The 15,491-nt window shown below is 62.6% G+C and carries 11 protein-coding genes; 3 read left to right on the plus strand and 8 right to left on the minus strand.

Annotated elements, in window-relative coordinates:
* Positions 1–370: 370 nt before the first annotated feature.
* The 3 genes from EN885_RS13095 to EN885_RS13105 form a co-directional block, all read right to left on the minus strand.
* On the minus strand, positions 371–1,366 hold the full coding sequence (locus EN885_RS13095; protein WP_095484512.1) for an ABC transporter permease: 996 nt from the start codon (positions 1,364–1,366) through the stop codon (positions 371–373).
* A 45-nt stretch (positions 1,367–1,411) separates the two neighbouring features.
* Positions 1,412–2,956, minus strand: coding sequence for a sugar ABC transporter ATP-binding protein (locus EN885_RS13100; protein WP_127291473.1), 1,545 nt, complete (start codon positions 2,954–2,956; stop codon positions 1,412–1,414).
* 202 nt (positions 2,957–3,158) lie between these two features.
* Entirely contained in the window at positions 3,159–4,121 is a 963-nt protein-coding gene (locus tag EN885_RS13105; RefSeq protein WP_095484514.1) for a sugar-binding protein, read from the minus strand.
* Between the two features lie 579 nt (positions 4,122–4,700).
* On the opposite strand from EN885_RS13105, the gene EN885_RS13110 reads away from it, so the two are divergent.
* Positions 4,701–5,840 carry a LacI family DNA-binding transcriptional regulator gene (locus EN885_RS13110; RefSeq protein WP_164897839.1) on the plus strand — a complete coding sequence of 380 codons (1,140 nt, stop codon included), beginning with the start codon at positions 4,701–4,703 and terminating at the stop codon, positions 5,838–5,840.
* A gap of 37 nt (positions 5,841–5,877) precedes the next feature.
* Here EN885_RS13110 and EN885_RS13115 read toward each other — a convergent pair whose 3' ends face one another.
* Positions 5,878–6,201 carry a helix-turn-helix domain-containing protein gene (locus EN885_RS13115; RefSeq protein ID WP_095484515.1) on the minus strand — a complete coding sequence of 108 codons (324 nt, stop codon included), beginning with the start codon at positions 6,199–6,201 and terminating at the stop codon, positions 5,878–5,880.
* Positions 6,202–6,295: 94 nt separating this feature from the next.
* Between EN885_RS13115 and EN885_RS13120 the strand changes: the two genes are divergently transcribed.
* A complete protein-coding gene (locus EN885_RS13120; RefSeq protein WP_245461485.1) occupies positions 6,296–7,222 on the plus strand; it encodes an NAD(P)-binding domain-containing protein in 927 nt (308 codons plus the stop codon).
* Positions 7,223–7,777: 555 nt separating this feature from the next.
* Here EN885_RS13120 and EN885_RS13125 read toward each other — a convergent pair.
* On the minus strand, positions 7,778–8,854 hold the full coding sequence (locus EN885_RS13125; RefSeq protein WP_128241591.1) for a D-alanine--D-alanine ligase family protein: 1,077 nt from the start codon (positions 8,852–8,854) through the stop codon (positions 7,778–7,780).
* Positions 8,855–9,766: 912 nt separating this feature from the next.
* On the opposite strand from EN885_RS13125, the gene secDF reads away from it, so the two are divergent.
* Positions 9,767–12,322: a protein translocase subunit SecDF gene (secDF, locus tag EN885_RS13130; protein WP_127205275.1), complete on the plus strand. Its 2,556-nt coding sequence runs from the start codon at positions 9,767–9,769 to the stop codon at positions 12,320–12,322.
* A gap of 39 nt (positions 12,323–12,361) precedes the next feature.
* Here the strand turns inward: secDF and EN885_RS13135 are convergent, their stop codons facing one another.
* The 3 genes from EN885_RS13135 to EN885_RS13145 all read right to left on the minus strand — a co-directional run bounded on the left by EN885_RS13135 (position 12,362) and on the right by EN885_RS13145 (position 15,488).
* Complete coding sequence (locus EN885_RS13135; RefSeq protein ID WP_128241592.1) at positions 12,362–13,495, minus strand: cysteine desulfurase family protein; 1,134 nt, start codon at positions 13,493–13,495, stop codon at positions 12,362–12,364.
* A gap of 50 nt (positions 13,496–13,545) precedes the next feature.
* Complete coding sequence (locus EN885_RS13140) at positions 13,546–14,022, minus strand: EF-hand domain-containing protein (protein WP_164759182.1); 477 nt, start codon at positions 14,020–14,022, stop codon at positions 13,546–13,548.
* Positions 14,023–14,210: 188 nt separating this feature from the next.
* Entirely contained in the window at positions 14,211–15,488 is a 1,278-nt protein-coding gene (locus EN885_RS13145; RefSeq protein WP_128241593.1) for an MFS transporter, read from the minus strand.
* Positions 15,489–15,491 lie beyond the last annotated feature (3 nt).

A 15,491-nucleotide genomic window follows, 5' to 3' on the forward strand; every position in this document is an offset into this window, starting at 1 on the left:
GCATACTGGCCGCCTGCGCTTACAATCTGCGCACCATGATTGGCGTCCTCTATCCACCCGATGAGAGGCGGACATGAGGGAGGAGTGCGTCCACAATCCGGCAGGATGGCTGCCTAAACCGACAAAGGCCCCGCAAGGGCCGCGGAAAACCGCTCTGCCGGCCTTCAAAAAGGCCCTCACTGACCACCGAAATCCACTTCGCTCCCCGTGCAAAGCCCTCCTTGTGGGAGAAGGTGGATCGGCGCGCAGCGCCGAGACGGTTGAGGGGTGCTGGACGGAGTGCGGTCCTGCCAAGCTGGAACACCCCTCATCCGGCCGAGCGGAGCTCGGCCACCTTCTCCTACAAGGGGAGAAGGACGAGGCGGTGCAACTATTCGGCGGCAGCACCAGCCGCGCCCTTGCGGGCTGCCCCCAGCATCAGCCGCCGCTCCCGGAACACACCCCATTGCTGGTCGACCAGCACGCCGATGAGGATCACCCCGCCCATCACCGCGAAGTTGAGCGAGGAGGGGATGCCGAGCAGGTTGACGAGGTTTTGCAGCTCCTGCAGCAAGACCGTGCCGAGGATGACGCCGATCAGCGAGCCCTCGCCGCCGCGCAGCGAGAAGCCGCCGAGCACGGCTGCGGCAATGGCGTAGAGTTCGTAGAACTGACCGTGGCTCGCCGGCGAGATCGAGCGCGTGTACATGGCGAAGTAGATCGCCGACAGCGCCGTCAGCACACCGCAGATGACATAGGCGGCGATAACGACGCGACCGGTGCGGATGCCCGAATATTTCGCCGCCTCCTCGTTTTTGCCGATGGCATAGAGGTAGCGCCCGAACACCGAGCGGTGCAGCACCACCCACGTCACGATTGCGATGACGATCAGCGCAATGAAGCTGTTTGGCACGCCATAGGATCGCCCGGCGGTCAGGAACTCGAGCTCCGGAAAGTTCTGTCCGAAGGCGAAGCCGGCGGTGCCGTCGGCTGTGTAGAACCGCGCCACGCCGCGGTAGATCAGCAGGCCGCAGAGCGTCACCACGAAAGGCTGCAATTTGAGCCGCGTGATCAGCCAGCCATGTGCCAGCCCGATGAGGCCGCCGAGCACGAGGATCAGCGGCAGCGCCACCGGCCATGCCATGCCGCGCGTCGCGATGAAATCGACGAACAGGACGCCGAGCAGCGCGACCACCGAGCCGACCGACAATTCGATGCCGCCGGTGATGATGACGAAGGCCTGGCCGATCGCCAGGATGCCGAACAGCCCGATCAGGTTCGACGTGTTGGCGAGGTTGATCGGCAGCAGGAAACGCGGATTGATGATCGCCACCACCGCTCCCACCACAAGGATCAGGATCAGCAGGCCGAGATCTTTCTTGCTCATCGTCTTCTCCCAATGCCTGCCTAGAACCCGCGCCAAAACAAAAAGCTATTTCGGCTGTTTGCCAACCGCCAGCAGCAGCACGTTTTCCTGGCTGAATTGCTCCTTGTCGAGAATGCCTGAGATCTGGCCCTCATGCATGACGGCGATGCGGTCGGAGACGCCGATCACCTCCTCCATGTCGCTCGAGATCATCAGCACGGCGACGCCGGCATCGGCCAGCGCCCGCATCAGCCCGTAGATTTCGGCCTTGGCGCCGATATCGATGCCGCGTGTCGGCTCATCGAGGATCATCACCTTGGGGTGCATGGCCAGCCATTTGGCAAGCACCACCTTTTGCTGGTTGCCGCCGGACAGCGTGCCGGTGCGCGTCGCCACCGAGGGCGCCTTGATGCCGAGATTGCGTTTCTGCTTCTCGGCGGTGACGGCTTCGGCGCTGGCCGAGACCAGGAACCGCCGTGCATGCGCCGGGAGGTTTGGGAGCGAAATATTCTGGGCAATCGACAGGTCGAGCAGGATGCCGGTAAGCTTGCGGTCTTCCGGGACGAGGAAGATCCCGTTGGCCACTGCGTCCGCAGCCGAACCAAGAACCAGATCTGTTCCATCAAGCTGGAGCGCACCGCCAAGTGCCTTCTCAATACCGAAAAGCACGCGCGCCAGCTCGGTGCGGCCGGAGCCGACAAGACCAGCCAGGCCGAGGATTTCGCCATGCCTGACGCCGAGATCGACTGGCCGGTCGGGATAGGCGCTTGTGCGAATAGCCTTGGCCGACAAGGCGACCGTGCCGGGCGGTCGCGCCGATTCTGCGGCCTTCTCCCTCTCCTTCAGCAAGCGTCCGATCATCAGCTTGACCATCTGGTCGTGATTGATGGCGTTTTTCGGCAACGTGCCGGCAAGCATGCCGTCCCTCAGCACGACGACGCGATCGGCGACCCGCTCGACCTCGTGAAGGCGGTGCGAGATGAAGATGACGCTGATGCCCTCCGCCTTCAGCGCCCTGATGACATCGAGCAGCTTGTCGGTTTCGGCAAGGGGCAGGCTCGATGTCGGCTCGTCGAGGATGACCAGCCGCGCCTCGATCGACAGCGCCTTGGCGATTTCGACCATCTGCTGCTGGGCAAGCGACAGCGCCGATACCGGCGTGTCGGCGGAAAAATTGGCGCCCACGCGTTTGAGCAGCGGCGCCGACAACGCGCGCAGCCTGGCGCGGTCGACCAGCTTGAGCGGGCCGGCGCGCAACGGCTCACGGCCGAAAAAAATGTTGGCGGCAACATCGAGGTTTTCGAACAGGTTGAGTTCCTGGTGGACGAAGGCGATGCCGGAACCGATGCTGGCCTCGACCGTCAGCCCGTCATGGGCGACCCCGTCGACGATAATCGTGCCGGTGTCGGGGGTGGTCACGCCGCCGAGTATCTTCATCAGCGTCGACTTGCCGGCGCCGTTTTCGCCGACGAGGCCGATGACCTCGCCGGGCCTGACGTCCATCGAAAACCCGTCCAGCGCAACCACGCCGGGGTAGGTCTTGCGCACGCCCTCGAGACTGAGGAACGGGGCAATCGTGGATGCGCTGATGGATGCGTCGGAATAATTCATCATGCCTGACAGCAGCCGGTGGGCCACAGACTGACGGGCCTGGCGAGGCCCGTCAACAACAGCGTCGCGCTGCCCCTCACCCTTACCCTCTCCCCGTGAAGAACGGGGAGAGGGGGATCGCCAGCGCTGGAGCTTGTCGCTTCTCCCCGTTGTTCACCGGAGAAGGTGCCGGCAGGCGGATGAGGGGCAGCGCCAACGCCGATTATTTACCCGCCATTGTCTTCAGATTGGCGGCATAGGCGTCGACGTCGTCCTTGCCGATGATCTTGGTCGGCACGATGATCAGCCCGTCGGCGGGAACGCCCGATTTGTCGCCCTTGAGATAGGCGGCCATCAGCTTCATGCCCTGGTAGGCCCATTCGAAGGGCTGCTGCACAACGGTGGCGGCAACGGTGCCTTCCTTGACGCCGCCCAGCGTGATCGGATCGTCGTCGAAGCCGACGACCGTGATCTGGCCGAGCTTGCCGGCGTCGCGCAGCGCTTCATAGATGCGCGGCGTGTTGTAGGAATAGAAGCCGACCATGCAGGTGACGTCGGGGCTGGCGACCAGCGCGTCCTCGACGTTCTTCTTGGCGCGGGCCTGGTCGATGTCGTCGCCACGAACGTCGATCAACTCGATCTTGGTGCCAGCGAGCCCTTCCTTCATGCCCTCAATGCGCTCCTTGGCGTTGTCGGCGCCGAGCAGGCCGACGAAGCCGAGGCATTTGCCGCCGTCAGGCATCGCCTTCTTGGCGATCTCTGCCGCCTGCTTGCCGGCGTCGATATTGGACGAGCCGATATAGGCGACCCGCTTGGTCTGCGGTGCATCGCTGTCGGTGGTGAACAGCGCCGTCTCCGAGGCGATCTTGTTCAGCCCGTCGGTCGAGGTCTTGGGGTCGACTGCAGAAACCATGATGGCCTTGACGCCGGCCGTCACCAGATCGTCCATCAGCCGCTGCTGGATGGCGACCGAGGACTGCTCCGGATATTTGAGCTGCAGATCGTAGTCGGGCAATTCAGCCTGCGCCTTCTTGACGCCGGCTTCGGCCGCCTTCCAGAAATCGGAAGCGCCGTTGACGACGAAGGCCAGCGTCGGTTTGTCCTGGGCGCGAGCAATTGCCGTGATGGACAGGCCGAGAGCCAAGGCCGCGGCGGCGACGGACGCATTTCGTATTACAGATTTCATGTTCAACCTCCCGTTTGATTCAGTCATTTTCGCTGATCTGAACTTTGTCGAATGCGGCTTGGACGCCCTCCTCCTCAAGGGGTGCTGGCAGCGAAAGAACGGCGCCATTCCAGCCGCGATTTTGGACTTTAGAGACTCATTGGCTGTTCGTATAGTCGGATTTGTCTGACATTTCTGTAATTGCGTGGCGTTGCTTTGCCGGCCCAAGAGCCGCGGATGCCGCGCCACACGCCTGCTTCCCGTCATGGCCCGTTCGACCCCGGGCCGGCATGACAAATTGACTTTAAAACGCTTACGACTATTAGTAAATAGTATTAGTCTTCTGCTTGGAACCTGGTGTCGCTGACGAAATGGCTGCCTGCCGCATGGCGCGAGAAGTGAGGAATCCGCCCTTCAAGACCGCGTGTATCTCTCACATTGCTCTCTTCGCGCTGATAGCCAATTCGGTTGCCAGGAATAGTAATAATGATTAATCGAGTGCTTGTTTTATAAACGCGAAGCACCGGGCCGGGCTGCCATATTTAACGACGTCCAGGGGGACCTCTGATCAGCCAGGCCGGTAATTTGGAACACAATGCCATGAACGAACCGACGGATCTGCGTGATCCTGCGCCTGAGGTCTCCAAGCCCCGAAAGGCTCCTGCGAAAAACCCCAAGGGTCGCGTCACCATGACGGACATCGCCAGGGCCGCCGGCTGCTCGCAGGCGACGGTTTCGTTCGTGCTCAACAACACGCCGGGCATAAGGCTGTCGCAGCAGACCCGCGAACGGGTGATCGAGGCCGCGCGGGGTCTCGGCTATGCGCCACCAGCCTTCTCTGCTCTTCGCGGCCCTGTCGCCTCGTTCGAGGGGCTGGACGGGGTGATCGGCTTCGCGGTCGATCAACTGGCGACCAGCCCCGAAGCGGTCGTCGCCATCGAAGGGGCACGCCAAGCCGCGTGGAATGCCGGCAATGTCGTGCTGGTCGCGCAGACTTTGGGTGATTCCGTCATGGAGCCGCGCGCCATTGCGGCACTGACCAAGCGGGGCATTTCGGCGCTGATCTATATGACCATCTTCACGCGCGAGATCGTCGCGCCAGATTATCTCTACGGCCTCGACATCCCGGTCATCCTGCTCAATTGCTACACCGCCGACTACGCCTTTCCCGCCGTGGTGCCGAGCGAGATCGCCGGCGGGCAGAGCTCCACTCGCCACCTGATCAGTCATGGCCATCGCCGCATCGCCACCATCACCGGCGAGCCCTGGATGCAGGCGGCACAGGATCGGCTGAAGGGCTACCGCCGGGCGCTAGCGACGGCCGACATCCCGTTCGATGCGGAGCTGGTGGTCGAGGGCGACTGGTCGGCGAGCGCCGGCTACGCCGCGACCGTCAAGCTTCTGGCGCTCAAGGACCGCCCGACCGCCATCTTCTGCCAGAACGACCGCACCGCGATCGGCTGCTACGAGGCGCTCAAGGAAGCCGGCCTGCACATCCCTGGGGATATTTCGGTTATCGGCTATGACGACGAGGAAATCGCCCGCCATCTGTTCCCGCCTTTGACGACCTCGATCCTGCCGCATATGGCGATGGGGCAATGGGCGATCGAGCAATTGGAAGTTCCCGCACCGCCCGGCCGCGGCCGCTACCCCATCACCAAGCTTGAATGCCCGCTGGTCGAACGGGAATCGGTCAGTGCTGTGGCGCCTGCGCGCTCAAGCGGTCCGGCAACCGGCTGAGCATGGACCATACCACTCCTGAAATTGTGGAGTTCCGTTAAGCATCGATACCGGAAGGGAATTGCTCACCCCAACGGCATAACGCCTCTGCTCCAGCATTGAGCGCCGCTCCGCTTTCCGTCAACGAATAGACGACCTTGGTCGGCGATCCCGGATAGACTTCTCGGTTCACAAGCCCGTCGGCCTCCAGTTCACGCAATTGCTGCGTCAGCATCTTTTCACTGATCGCCGGAATCGACTGCCTCAACCGGCCGAACCTGCGAGACGCCGTTCCAAGCTCACAAAGAATATCCACTTTCCACTTCCCTTCGATCGCCTTGATCGCGGTTGCGAAGCCGCAATTGGCCGTCGGCTTATTCATGATGTTCTCCTTACCGTAGGGTAACCACTTACCTCCAGGTGCGTATTGTGCGCGCCATTCACTCCAGCATACCTCTGCCCGTGACGGCAAAACCATGGCGCCGGGCGCCTATTGGCATCTATTGGTATGGAGTGTTGCAATGAAGCTTTCAATCAGCGTCGTGGGGACGGGTCGTATGGGATCGGCGCTCGCCCGCGCCCTGCTTCAGTCGGGATATCGGACGACGGTCTGGAACAGGACAAAACAAAAGGCCGAACCGCTGGCCGCGCTCGGCGCCACTGTCGCGGGGTCCGTCCTCGAAGCTGTCAATGCGGCTGAGATTATCATCGTGAACGTAAGCGACTACCAGGCAAGCGCGGTTCTGCGCGACGATGCCGTTGCTTCAGCTATTCGCGGCAAGCTGATCGTGGAGCTCACTTCGGGAACGCCGCATGGCGCACGCGAAGCCGCTGAATGGGTTGCCGAGCACGGAGCCAACTATCTCGATGGCGCGATCATGGCCACGCCGGATTTCATCGGCACAGATGCCGGGACGATACTGATCTCGGGGCCAAGGCAGGCTTTCGACGCGAACGAGGAGATGTTTCGTGCCTTGGGCGGCAATGTCCAGCATGTCGGGGAAGAACCGGGACGGGCAAACGCACTTGATAGCGCGCTGCTTGCTCTCATGTGGGGCGCGCTGTTCGGAGCGCTCCATGCGATCGCCGTGTCTCAGGCCGAAGAGATCGACCTCGGCGAGTTGGCACGGCAGTGGACCGCAACAGCGCCTGTTGTTGACGGGCTTGTCGTCGACCTCATCAAGCGGACGAATGCTGGCCGTTTTGCCAGCGACAACGAGACGCTCTCGTCGATCTCCCCGCACTACGGCGCATTCCAGCATCTCTTGGAGCTGATGGAGGCGCGCAAGATCGACCGCTCGGTCGTCAACGCTTACGATGCGATCTTCCAACGGGCGATTGCAGCTGGCCACTTACATGATGATTTTGCCGCGTTATCGCAGTTTCTGGGAAAGTCCAGATAGGAGACCTCTCCGACCTGGATTGCGAGAAGGCCCTTTCTGACTGGCTGAGCGGATTTTCATTATGCAGCTTTCGGCCTTACTGAGGCGGATCATGCTTTACCGTCAGCCAGCGGGCCGTTTAACGATGAGCTGCGTTCGGGCTTTGTTGTCCAAGCATGGGCCGAGTCAGGCCAGTGATCTGCATTAGGGGAATAGGATGCCTTTGACGCTTCTCATCGATTCGTATTGTGCTGCCTGGTCTGATGAGAACGCCCAGCAGCGGGGGCGTTGCTGTCATCGGTCTGGAGCGATGGCGCAACATACACCGACCCTACAGTCCATGCGACTGGCGCGGAAGAACTGCTCGCGCACATCGCAGGAGTTCTGGCCAAGCATCCCGGTGCCCGCATCTTACGGACAAGTGACGTGGATGTTCATCATGGGATCGCACGCTTCGCGTGGAAGTTTGTGATGCCTGATGGATCGTCCTTCCCCGAGGGTTTGGACATAGCCTTCCTCGACTCCAGCCAGAAGCGAATAACGCGTATCGTCGGCTTTTTCGGGCCGTTGATAAGGTCAAGCTGATCGACCGGCGCGTGCCAACCCGTGCGCCACCAGCCGATCGACGATTTCGGAATAGCTGACGCCGCTTGCCGCCATCGCCTTGGAATACATGCTGATATCGGTGAAACCGGGAATGGTGTTGAGCTCGTTGATGAGGACGCGCATGTCGGGGGCCACGAAGAAATCAACGCGGGCCATGCCGTCGCAGCCGACCGCACGGAAGGCCTTTGCTGCCATCGCGCGGATCTTGCCCTCAATCTCCTGCGGCAGTTCGGCCGGGACTTTCAGCGCCGCGCCGTCCGCGTCGATATATTTGGCGTCGTAGCTGTAGAAGCCGTGGCTCTGTGCCGGCACGATCTCGCCTGGACGGGAAACGAAGAGGCCGCCTTCCGTATCCTCCAGCACGCTGCACTCGATTTCGCGGCCTTGAATGAATTCTTCGGCCAGCAGCTTGCGGTCGTGACCAAAACCTTCTGTCAGCGCTGCCTCATAGTCTTCTTCAGCCGAAACCTTGCTGACGCCGACAGAGGAGCCCTGCCGGGCCGGTTTGATGAAAAGCGGAAGACTAAGCACGCTCTCCAGTTCCGCAAAGGTCGGTGCGGCGCCGTGGTGGATTGTGACGGAACGCGCGGTGGGCAAGCCCGCCTCGTTCAGCAGCCGCTTGGCAATGTCCTTGTCGAGGGCGGCGGCCGAACCGAGTATGCCGCAGCCGGCGAGCGGCACACGCGCAACCTCCGCGAGCCCCTGCACGGAACCGTCCTCGCCATGGAGGCCGTGCAGAACGGGAAACAGGATGTCGATGTCAGGCAGTTCGTGGGGCGCACTATTCGTCCGGATCGCCATCATCCGTCCCTGTCCGCCAGGCACGAGGCAGACTTCTGTACCGCTCGAAGGTTTCGCCAGCGTGCCGTCCTCGAAGCTGCTCAGCAGCCATTGTCCTTCGCGGGTGACGAAGACGGGAACGGCATCGTATTTCGCGGGTTCCAGCGCACGCATGACATTGGTTGCCGACAGCACCGAAACGTCATGCTCGGCGGAGCGTCCGCCAAAGAGCACGGCAATGCGCAGTCTTTTCGAGGTGTCGGCCATGAGCGTCTCCAAATGGTCTGGGGATGCCGGCAGTGGCACGTTGGGCCGCGTCTCGGCGCGCAGCTCGAACATTCCCCGAGGAGGTCATGAAGGCTATGTAGATGAGCCCTTATCGAGGCATTCGCCTCGTTGGCTATTCGTATACCGGTATACGAATTCTGAGCTGTGCGTTCAAGCCGTATCTGAGAAGGGCTGCTTCGAGAGCGGCCTCTTTGAGTATGTGAAAGGTGCGCTTCAATTCGCAATGCAAGTGCTGTAGTTAAAGACCAGGAGGGCGGCTTGCCGCTTACTGAGACAACGACGGCGAAAGTGTATTTTGCCGTAGTGTGACGAGCCGTACCGGTGAGATGAGACGAAGCGGTCGAAGACAGGCTAGCATAAGGCCCGGCACTCTGCCCAGCATGGGTGCTGGTCTGCGGCTGCTCGCTTCATTGCTCTTTTTGATCTGGACCATTCCCGCGGCAACAGCCGAGCACGTCGCACAGGATCTTGCCAAGGGGCAAATGAGGCTCGGCGCGACCGAGCCAGTCACACACCCGACTTTCCTTGTCCGCGACATTGCACGCCGTGTTGCTGCTGAGACTTCCCGTTTCAAGACGGGAACGCCTGTCACTGCGGCAAACGGCAAGCCCTTTTGCATTATCCCGGATTTGCGCCTGCCGCTCGAAACCGCGTCAGCCGCACCGTTTGCTATGGGGTCTGAGGACCGGCCGAAACTGTCGCCGAACCGCGCCTTCGATGCGCGCGCGCCTCCGCTTCTCACGGCATGATCTTGGCCGCGCGACCGCGGCCCTCGACTCCCAAAACTTTCACATCGCGTTCCTGGGCTCTCGTCGAGTTGCTCGCCGATCGGAACGCCAAAGCACTTGTCGGAGGCGGTTTCCGCCCGATATGGGCTGAACGGATAAGAATATGCTGCATTTTTCGCGCTGGAAGACCATTCTCATCTGGCTGACGGTCCTGGCCGGTATCCTGTACGCAGCGCCCAATTTGGTTCCCGCCTCCACTCTGGCATCGCTGCCCAATTGGCTGCCAAAGCAGCAGCTGACGCTGGGGCTCGACCTGCAGGGCGGCTCGCACATCCTGCTCCAGATCGATCGGCAGGACCTCGCCAACGAACGCCTCGAAGCGGCCCGTGACGAGGTTCGCACATCGCTGCGCGATGCCCAGATCGGTTATACCGGACTTACCGGCACCGCCAATTCGATCCAGGTCCGCATTCGCGACCAAGGTCAGGTCGAAGCTGCGAAGAGCGCGCTCGAAAGATTGACGCAGCCGATCTCGACCGGACTTTTCATGAGCGGCTCCGTGACCGAGATGGAGATGGCCGAGCCGGAACCGGGGCTGCTGCGTTTTACGCTGACCGAAGCCGGGATCGACTACCGGATCGCCGCGGCGCTGACCCAATCGATCGAGGTGGTGGGCCGGCGCGTGAACGAGCTCGGCACGACCGAGCCGATCATCCAGCGCCAGGGTTCGGACCGTATCATGGTCCAGGTGCCGGGCCTGCAGGATCCGCAGCGGCTGAAGGATATTCTCGGACAGACCGCGAAGCTGACCTTTCAGATGGTCGACCAGTCGATTCCGGTCGAGGAGGCTATCTCCGGCCGCCCGCCGGCGGGCTCGACGGTGTTGTATTCGACGGACGAACCGCGGGTTCCGCATCTGATCGAGAATCGGATCATCGTCTCCGGCGAAAACCTCGTCGATGCGCAGGCAACCTTCGACCAGCGCACCAACGAGCCGGTGGTCTCGTTTCGCTTCGACAGCCGCGGCGCCGGCCGCTTCGGTCAGGCTACTCAGACCAATGTCGGGCGCCTGTTCGCGATCATCCTCGACAACGAGGTGATCTCCGCGCCGCAGATCCGCGAACCAATCCTGGGCGGCACCGGGCAGATATCCGGCAGTTTCACGGTGGAGAGCGCGAACGACCTTGCGGTCCTGCTGCGCGCCGGCGCACTGCCTGCCGACCTCACCATCGTCGAGGAACGCACCGTCGGCCCGAGCCTCGGCAGCGATTCGATCGACGCCGGCCAGTTCGCGTCAATCGTCGCCGGGTTCCTCGTCGTCGGCTTCATGCTGTTCGCCTATGGGCGACTGGGGCTGATCGCGAATATCGCGCTCCTGGCCAACGTCGCATTGATCATCGCCGTCCTGTCGGTTCTCGGCGCGACGCTGACGCTGCCCGGCATCGCCGGCATCGTGCTGACGATGGGGATGGCGGTCGATTCCAACGTCATCATCTTCGAGCGCGTCCGCGAAGAGAGCCGCCAAGGGCGCTCGATCGTGCAGTCGATGGATTCCGGGTTCAAACAGGCGCTGGCGACAGTCGTCGACGCCAATGTGACGACGCTGATTGCCGCCGTCATCCTGTTCTTTCTCGGCTCAGGGCCGATCAAGGGATTTGCCGTCACCCTCGCCATCGGCATCGTCACCACCGTGTTCACGGCGTTCACGCTGACGCGCTGGCTGGTCGCGTTCTGGCTTCGCCGGCAACGCCCGAAAACCATGCCCAGCGGTGTCATGCGACTGGTGCCCGACGACACGCGCGTGCCGTTCATGGCGTTCCGAAAGTACGCCTTCACGCTGTCCCTGCTATTGTCGATCGCTTCGGCCGCGGCGTTCTTCACTGTCGGCATGAACTACGGCATCGACTTCCGCGGCGGTTCGAGCATCGAGGTGCAGGCGAAGGGTCAGCAGGCCGACATCGGCAACATCCGCGAGCGCCTGACAGGTCTCGAACTGGGCGAGGTGCAGGTGCAGGAGTTCGGGTCGACCCGGGATGTGCTGATACGCATCGGCACCCAGGGGGGCGGCGACGTTGCCGAACAGTCCGCCGTCCAGAAAGTGAGAAGCGCGCTCGAATCTGACTACGAGTTCCGCCGCATCGAGGTCGTCGGCCCGACTGTGTCCTCGGAACTAGCCTTCAACGGCACGATGGGCGTGCTCGCCTCGCTGCTGGCGATGCTCGTCTACATCTGGGTCAGGTTCGAGTGGCAGTTCGGGCTCGGCGCCATCATTTCGACCTTCCACGACGTGATCCTGATGATCGGCTTCTACGTCGTCGCGGGCATAGAGTTCAATTTGACCTCGATAGCCGCGATCCTGACTATCGTCGGCTATTCGATCAACGATACCGTTGTTGTCTATGACCGGGTCCGCGAGAACCTGCGCCGCTATAAAAAGATGCCGATCGCCGAGCTGCTCGACCTGTCGATGAACCAGACTCTGGCGCGAACGGTCCTCACCGGCGTGACGACGCTGTTCGCGCTGGCGGCGCTTTCGATCTGGGGCGGCGAGGTCATCCAGTCCTTCACGGTCGCGATGATCTTCGGCATCCTCGCCGGGACCTATTCCTCCATCTTCGTCGCCGGGCCGCTGCTGATCCTGTTCAGGCTCCGGCCGGGCGCCCTCAGTCCAGAGGAACCCACAGCGGCGAAAGAGCCGCCGGCGCGACCGGCTTTATGACGCAACGATGGGTGGTGCCGTCTCTTCGGGTCCTATCGTCTAGCGGATGGCGGATCGGACCGTGACGGCTCGAAGCTGATCCACGACGGCGTCGATTTCGGCGCTGGTCGTGGCTCGACCAAGACTGAAGCGAACGGCGCCCATGCCGATCTTCTCGGGCACGCCCATGGCCGTGAGCACTGGGGAGAGCTCGACCCGGCCGGCGTGACAGGCCGAACCGGTCGACGCCGCGACGCCGTCGAGATGCGAAAGCACCTCGGCGCCGATCATGCCGACGAATGAAACGCTGAGCGTGTTGGGAAGGCGATGCTGAGGGTGCCCGTTGAGCGCGACACGGTCGCCGAAACCCTCCTGCAGCGCGTCCCAAAAACGATCCCGCAGCACGCGGACGCGTGCCATCGGCTCCAGGTCGCTGGCGAGCGCACAGGCCGTACCGAGGCCAACCGCGAGCAAGGCGCTCTCAGTGCCAGCGCGCCGGCCATGTTCGTGCCCCGCGCCATGGATCAGCGGCTCGAGCGTGACACCATCGCGGACATAGAGCGCCCCGACACCCTTTGGTGCATAGAGTTTGTGGCCGGCGATGGTCAGCAAATCGACGCCAAGCGCGTCGACCTTGGTTGCAATCTTGCCGACCGACTGCGCTGCGTCGGTGTGAAACCGGACCCCACGTTCCCGCGCAACAGCACCGATCTCCTCGATCGGTTGGATCGTGCCAACTTCATTGTTGGCGTGCATGACGCTGATCAGGATGGTGCGCGGCGTGATGGCACGACGCACGTCCTCGGGATTGACCCGGCCCGTGCTGTCGACCGGCAAATAGGTCACTGCCGCGCCGAGCTCCTCGAGAAACCGGCAAGGCGCGAGAATGGCCGGGTGCTCGACCGTGGTGGTGACGATGTGCTCGCCCTTGTGGCGGAGGGCGAAGAACGTGCCCTTGATCGCCAGGTTGTTGGCCTCACTGCCGCCGCTTGTGAACACGATCTCGTCGGGTGCGCAGTCGAGTAGTGCCGCAACCTGGCCGCGGGCCTTCTCCAGCGCAGCCTTCGCCGGCATGCTCGCCCAATGGCCGCTCGACGGATTGCCGAAAGCCTCATCCAAATATGGCCGCATGGCAGCCGTGACGGCCGGATCGATCGGCGTGCTCGCGTTGTAGTCGAGGTAGATCGACGTCATGTTCGGGAGCCTCCTTCGCGGCTTGTCGCCCGGCGATCAGCTGCGCGCGGCTACTGCCGCATGAATGCCTGCACTTCTTCGGGTGTCACTTTGCCGTCTTTGTTTGCGTCCACCTTGTCGAAGATTCGCTTATGGATGGCGGTGATCTCTTCGAAGGAAAGCGCGCTGTCGCCGTCCGTGTCGGCAATGGCGAACATGATCTTCATCATGTGCCCGCGCATGCGCATCATCGGCATTGCGCCCATCATGCCGGGCTGCTTCATCTCGCACATCATGCCCTGACCCATGCCTTGGCCCATCATGCCTTGACCCATCATTCCGGGAGGCATCATGCCGGGTTGAGCGGGCTGTGCCCCTTGGTCTTGTCCCACCATATCTCCAGGCTCGGTGGACGGCGCCGCCTGTGCGACCGTCGTATCGGGATGGTGCGGATCGGCTGCGGTCGTTTGCGCGGCGGCTATAGCCGTCATGCCGGCGGCGACAATTGCGGCGAGCGCGGCCACGCGCGTCAATGAAATCAACGTCATAGCATCCTCCTTCCTCTCATGGGCTCGGCAGTTTTGACCCACTGGCGGCTCTGCGGCCGGAAATGCTTTGGGCTCTTTCCGTACTGCCGGCAAACTGCCGGTCGCGGTCAAATTCCAATATAGGCCCAACGGGCAGCGCGGCGAGCTTGCGCCGGATCAATTGCTTGGGCAGCGATCTGCCGCCGCTGTCATGTTGCCCTCCTCGCGGACGGATGAGCCTCGGTTTCGCTCATCACAACAGCCACGACTACCCCTGAGAGAAACGTCAGCGCGGCGATCGATGTGATCGCCCATGACAGCCCGAAGCTGTCGGCGATGAGGCCGGCGGAGAGCGCGCCGATCGCGTAGCCGAGATCCCGCCAGAAGCGGTAGACGCTGAGTGAGCGGGCGCGCCAGGTCGGATGCGAGGCGTCGGAGACGGCTGCGATCAGGCTTGGGTAGACCATCGCCGTGCCGAGGCCGAGCAGAAGGCTGCCGACGATCCACCACTCGAACTGGCGCGTCGCCGCGGTGAGAAACAGACCCGCGGCCTGTACCCACATGCCGGCGACGATCAGGCCCTTGCGCCCCCAGCGATCGCTCAAGGGGCCTGTGGCGATCTGCAGGACACCCCATGTCGCGGGATAGACCGCCTTGAGAATGCCGATGCGTTCGACGCCGAGACCGAAGGAAGCGAAGAACAATGGGAAAATGCCCCAGCTCATGCCGTCGTTGAGATTGTTGACGAGGCCGGCCTGCGAAGCGGCGAACAGGTTGCGATCCCCGAACGAGGTGAGCGCGAAGACCTGCCGAAAGCTGATCGGCGCGGACTGCTGCGCGTGGGATGAGGCCTCCAGCCGAACGTGGTCCCGCGTGTCGCGCACGAGCAGGATCGACAGTGCGGCACCGATGACCGCATAGCCGATGCCGAGATAGATCGGCACTGGCCGGAGTCCGTATTGCGAGGCGAGATAGCCGGTCAGGAACGCCGTCACCCCGACGGCAAGATAGCCGGCGAACTCGTTGAGACCGACGGCCAGGCCGCGCGATTTCGGCCCGACGAGATCGACTTTCATGATCACGGTCATCGACCAGGCGAGCCCCTGGTTGATGCCGAGCAATGCGTTGGCCGCAATCACCCATTCCCAGGTCGGCGCCCAGATGATCATGAACGGCACCGGCAGGCCGACCAGCCATCCCAAGACGAGCACGCGCTTGCGGCCCCACGCGTCGGCAAGCTGCCCCGAGACCAGATTGGCGAGCGCCTTGACGACGCCGAAGCTGACGATGAAGGAGACGATGAGCGTTGTCGACGTGACGTGGAACTCTTCCGATCCGATCAGCGGCACCACCGTTCGTTCTATCCCGACCATGCCGCCGACAAAGGCGTTGATCACGACGAGCAGCGCGAATTGCGGCCAGTTCTCTCTGAGGCCTAGCCTGACGGGTGAACCCGCCTTGCCTGGCACCGATGCCGCTTCGTCCATGGG

The organism is Mesorhizobium sp. M6A.T.Cr.TU.014.01.1.1 (assembly GCF_004022765.1).
Taxonomy (GTDB): domain Bacteria; phylum Pseudomonadota; class Alphaproteobacteria; order Rhizobiales; family Rhizobiaceae; genus Mesorhizobium; species Mesorhizobium mediterraneum.

Bases quoted from the DNA above. Each gene is read 5' to 3' on its own strand.
- EN885_RS13115 (WP_095484515.1), bottom strand. From the start codon at position 6,201: ATGAATAAGCCGACGGCCAATTGCGGCTTCGCAACCGCGATCAAGGCG.
- EN885_RS13110 (WP_164897839.1), top strand. From the start codon at position 4,701: ATGAACGAACCGACGGATCTGCGTGATCCTGCGCCTGAGGTCTCCAAG.
- EN885_RS13095 (WP_095484512.1), bottom strand. From the start codon at position 1,366: ATGAGCAAGAAAGATCTCGGCCTGCTGATCCTGATCCTTGTGGTGGGA.
- EN885_RS13105 (WP_095484514.1), bottom strand. From the start codon at position 4,121: ATGAAATCTGTAATACGAAATGCGTCCGTCGCCGCCGCGGCCTTGGCT.
- EN885_RS13135 (WP_128241592.1), bottom strand. From the start codon at position 13,495: ATGACGTCGATCTACCTCGACTACAACGCGAGCACGCCGATCGATCCG.
- EN885_RS13140 (WP_164759182.1), bottom strand. From the start codon at position 14,022: ATGACGTTGATTTCATTGACGCGCGTGGCCGCGCTCGCCGCAATTGTC.
- secDF (WP_127205275.1), top strand. From the start codon at position 9,767: ATGCTGCATTTTTCGCGCTGGAAGACCATTCTCATCTGGCTGACGGTC.
- EN885_RS13120 (WP_245461485.1), top strand. From the start codon at position 6,296: ATGGCGCCGGGCGCCTATTGGCATCTATTGGTATGGAGTGTTGCAATG.
- EN885_RS13100 (WP_127291473.1), bottom strand. From the start codon at position 2,956: ATGAATTATTCCGACGCATCCATCAGCGCATCCACGATTGCCCCGTTC.
- EN885_RS13125 (WP_128241591.1), bottom strand. From the start codon at position 8,854: ATGGCCGACACCTCGAAAAGACTGCGCATTGCCGTGCTCTTTGGCGGA.
- EN885_RS13145 (WP_128241593.1), bottom strand. From the start codon at position 15,488: ATGGACGAAGCGGCATCGGTGCCAGGCAAGGCGGGTTCACCCGTCAGG.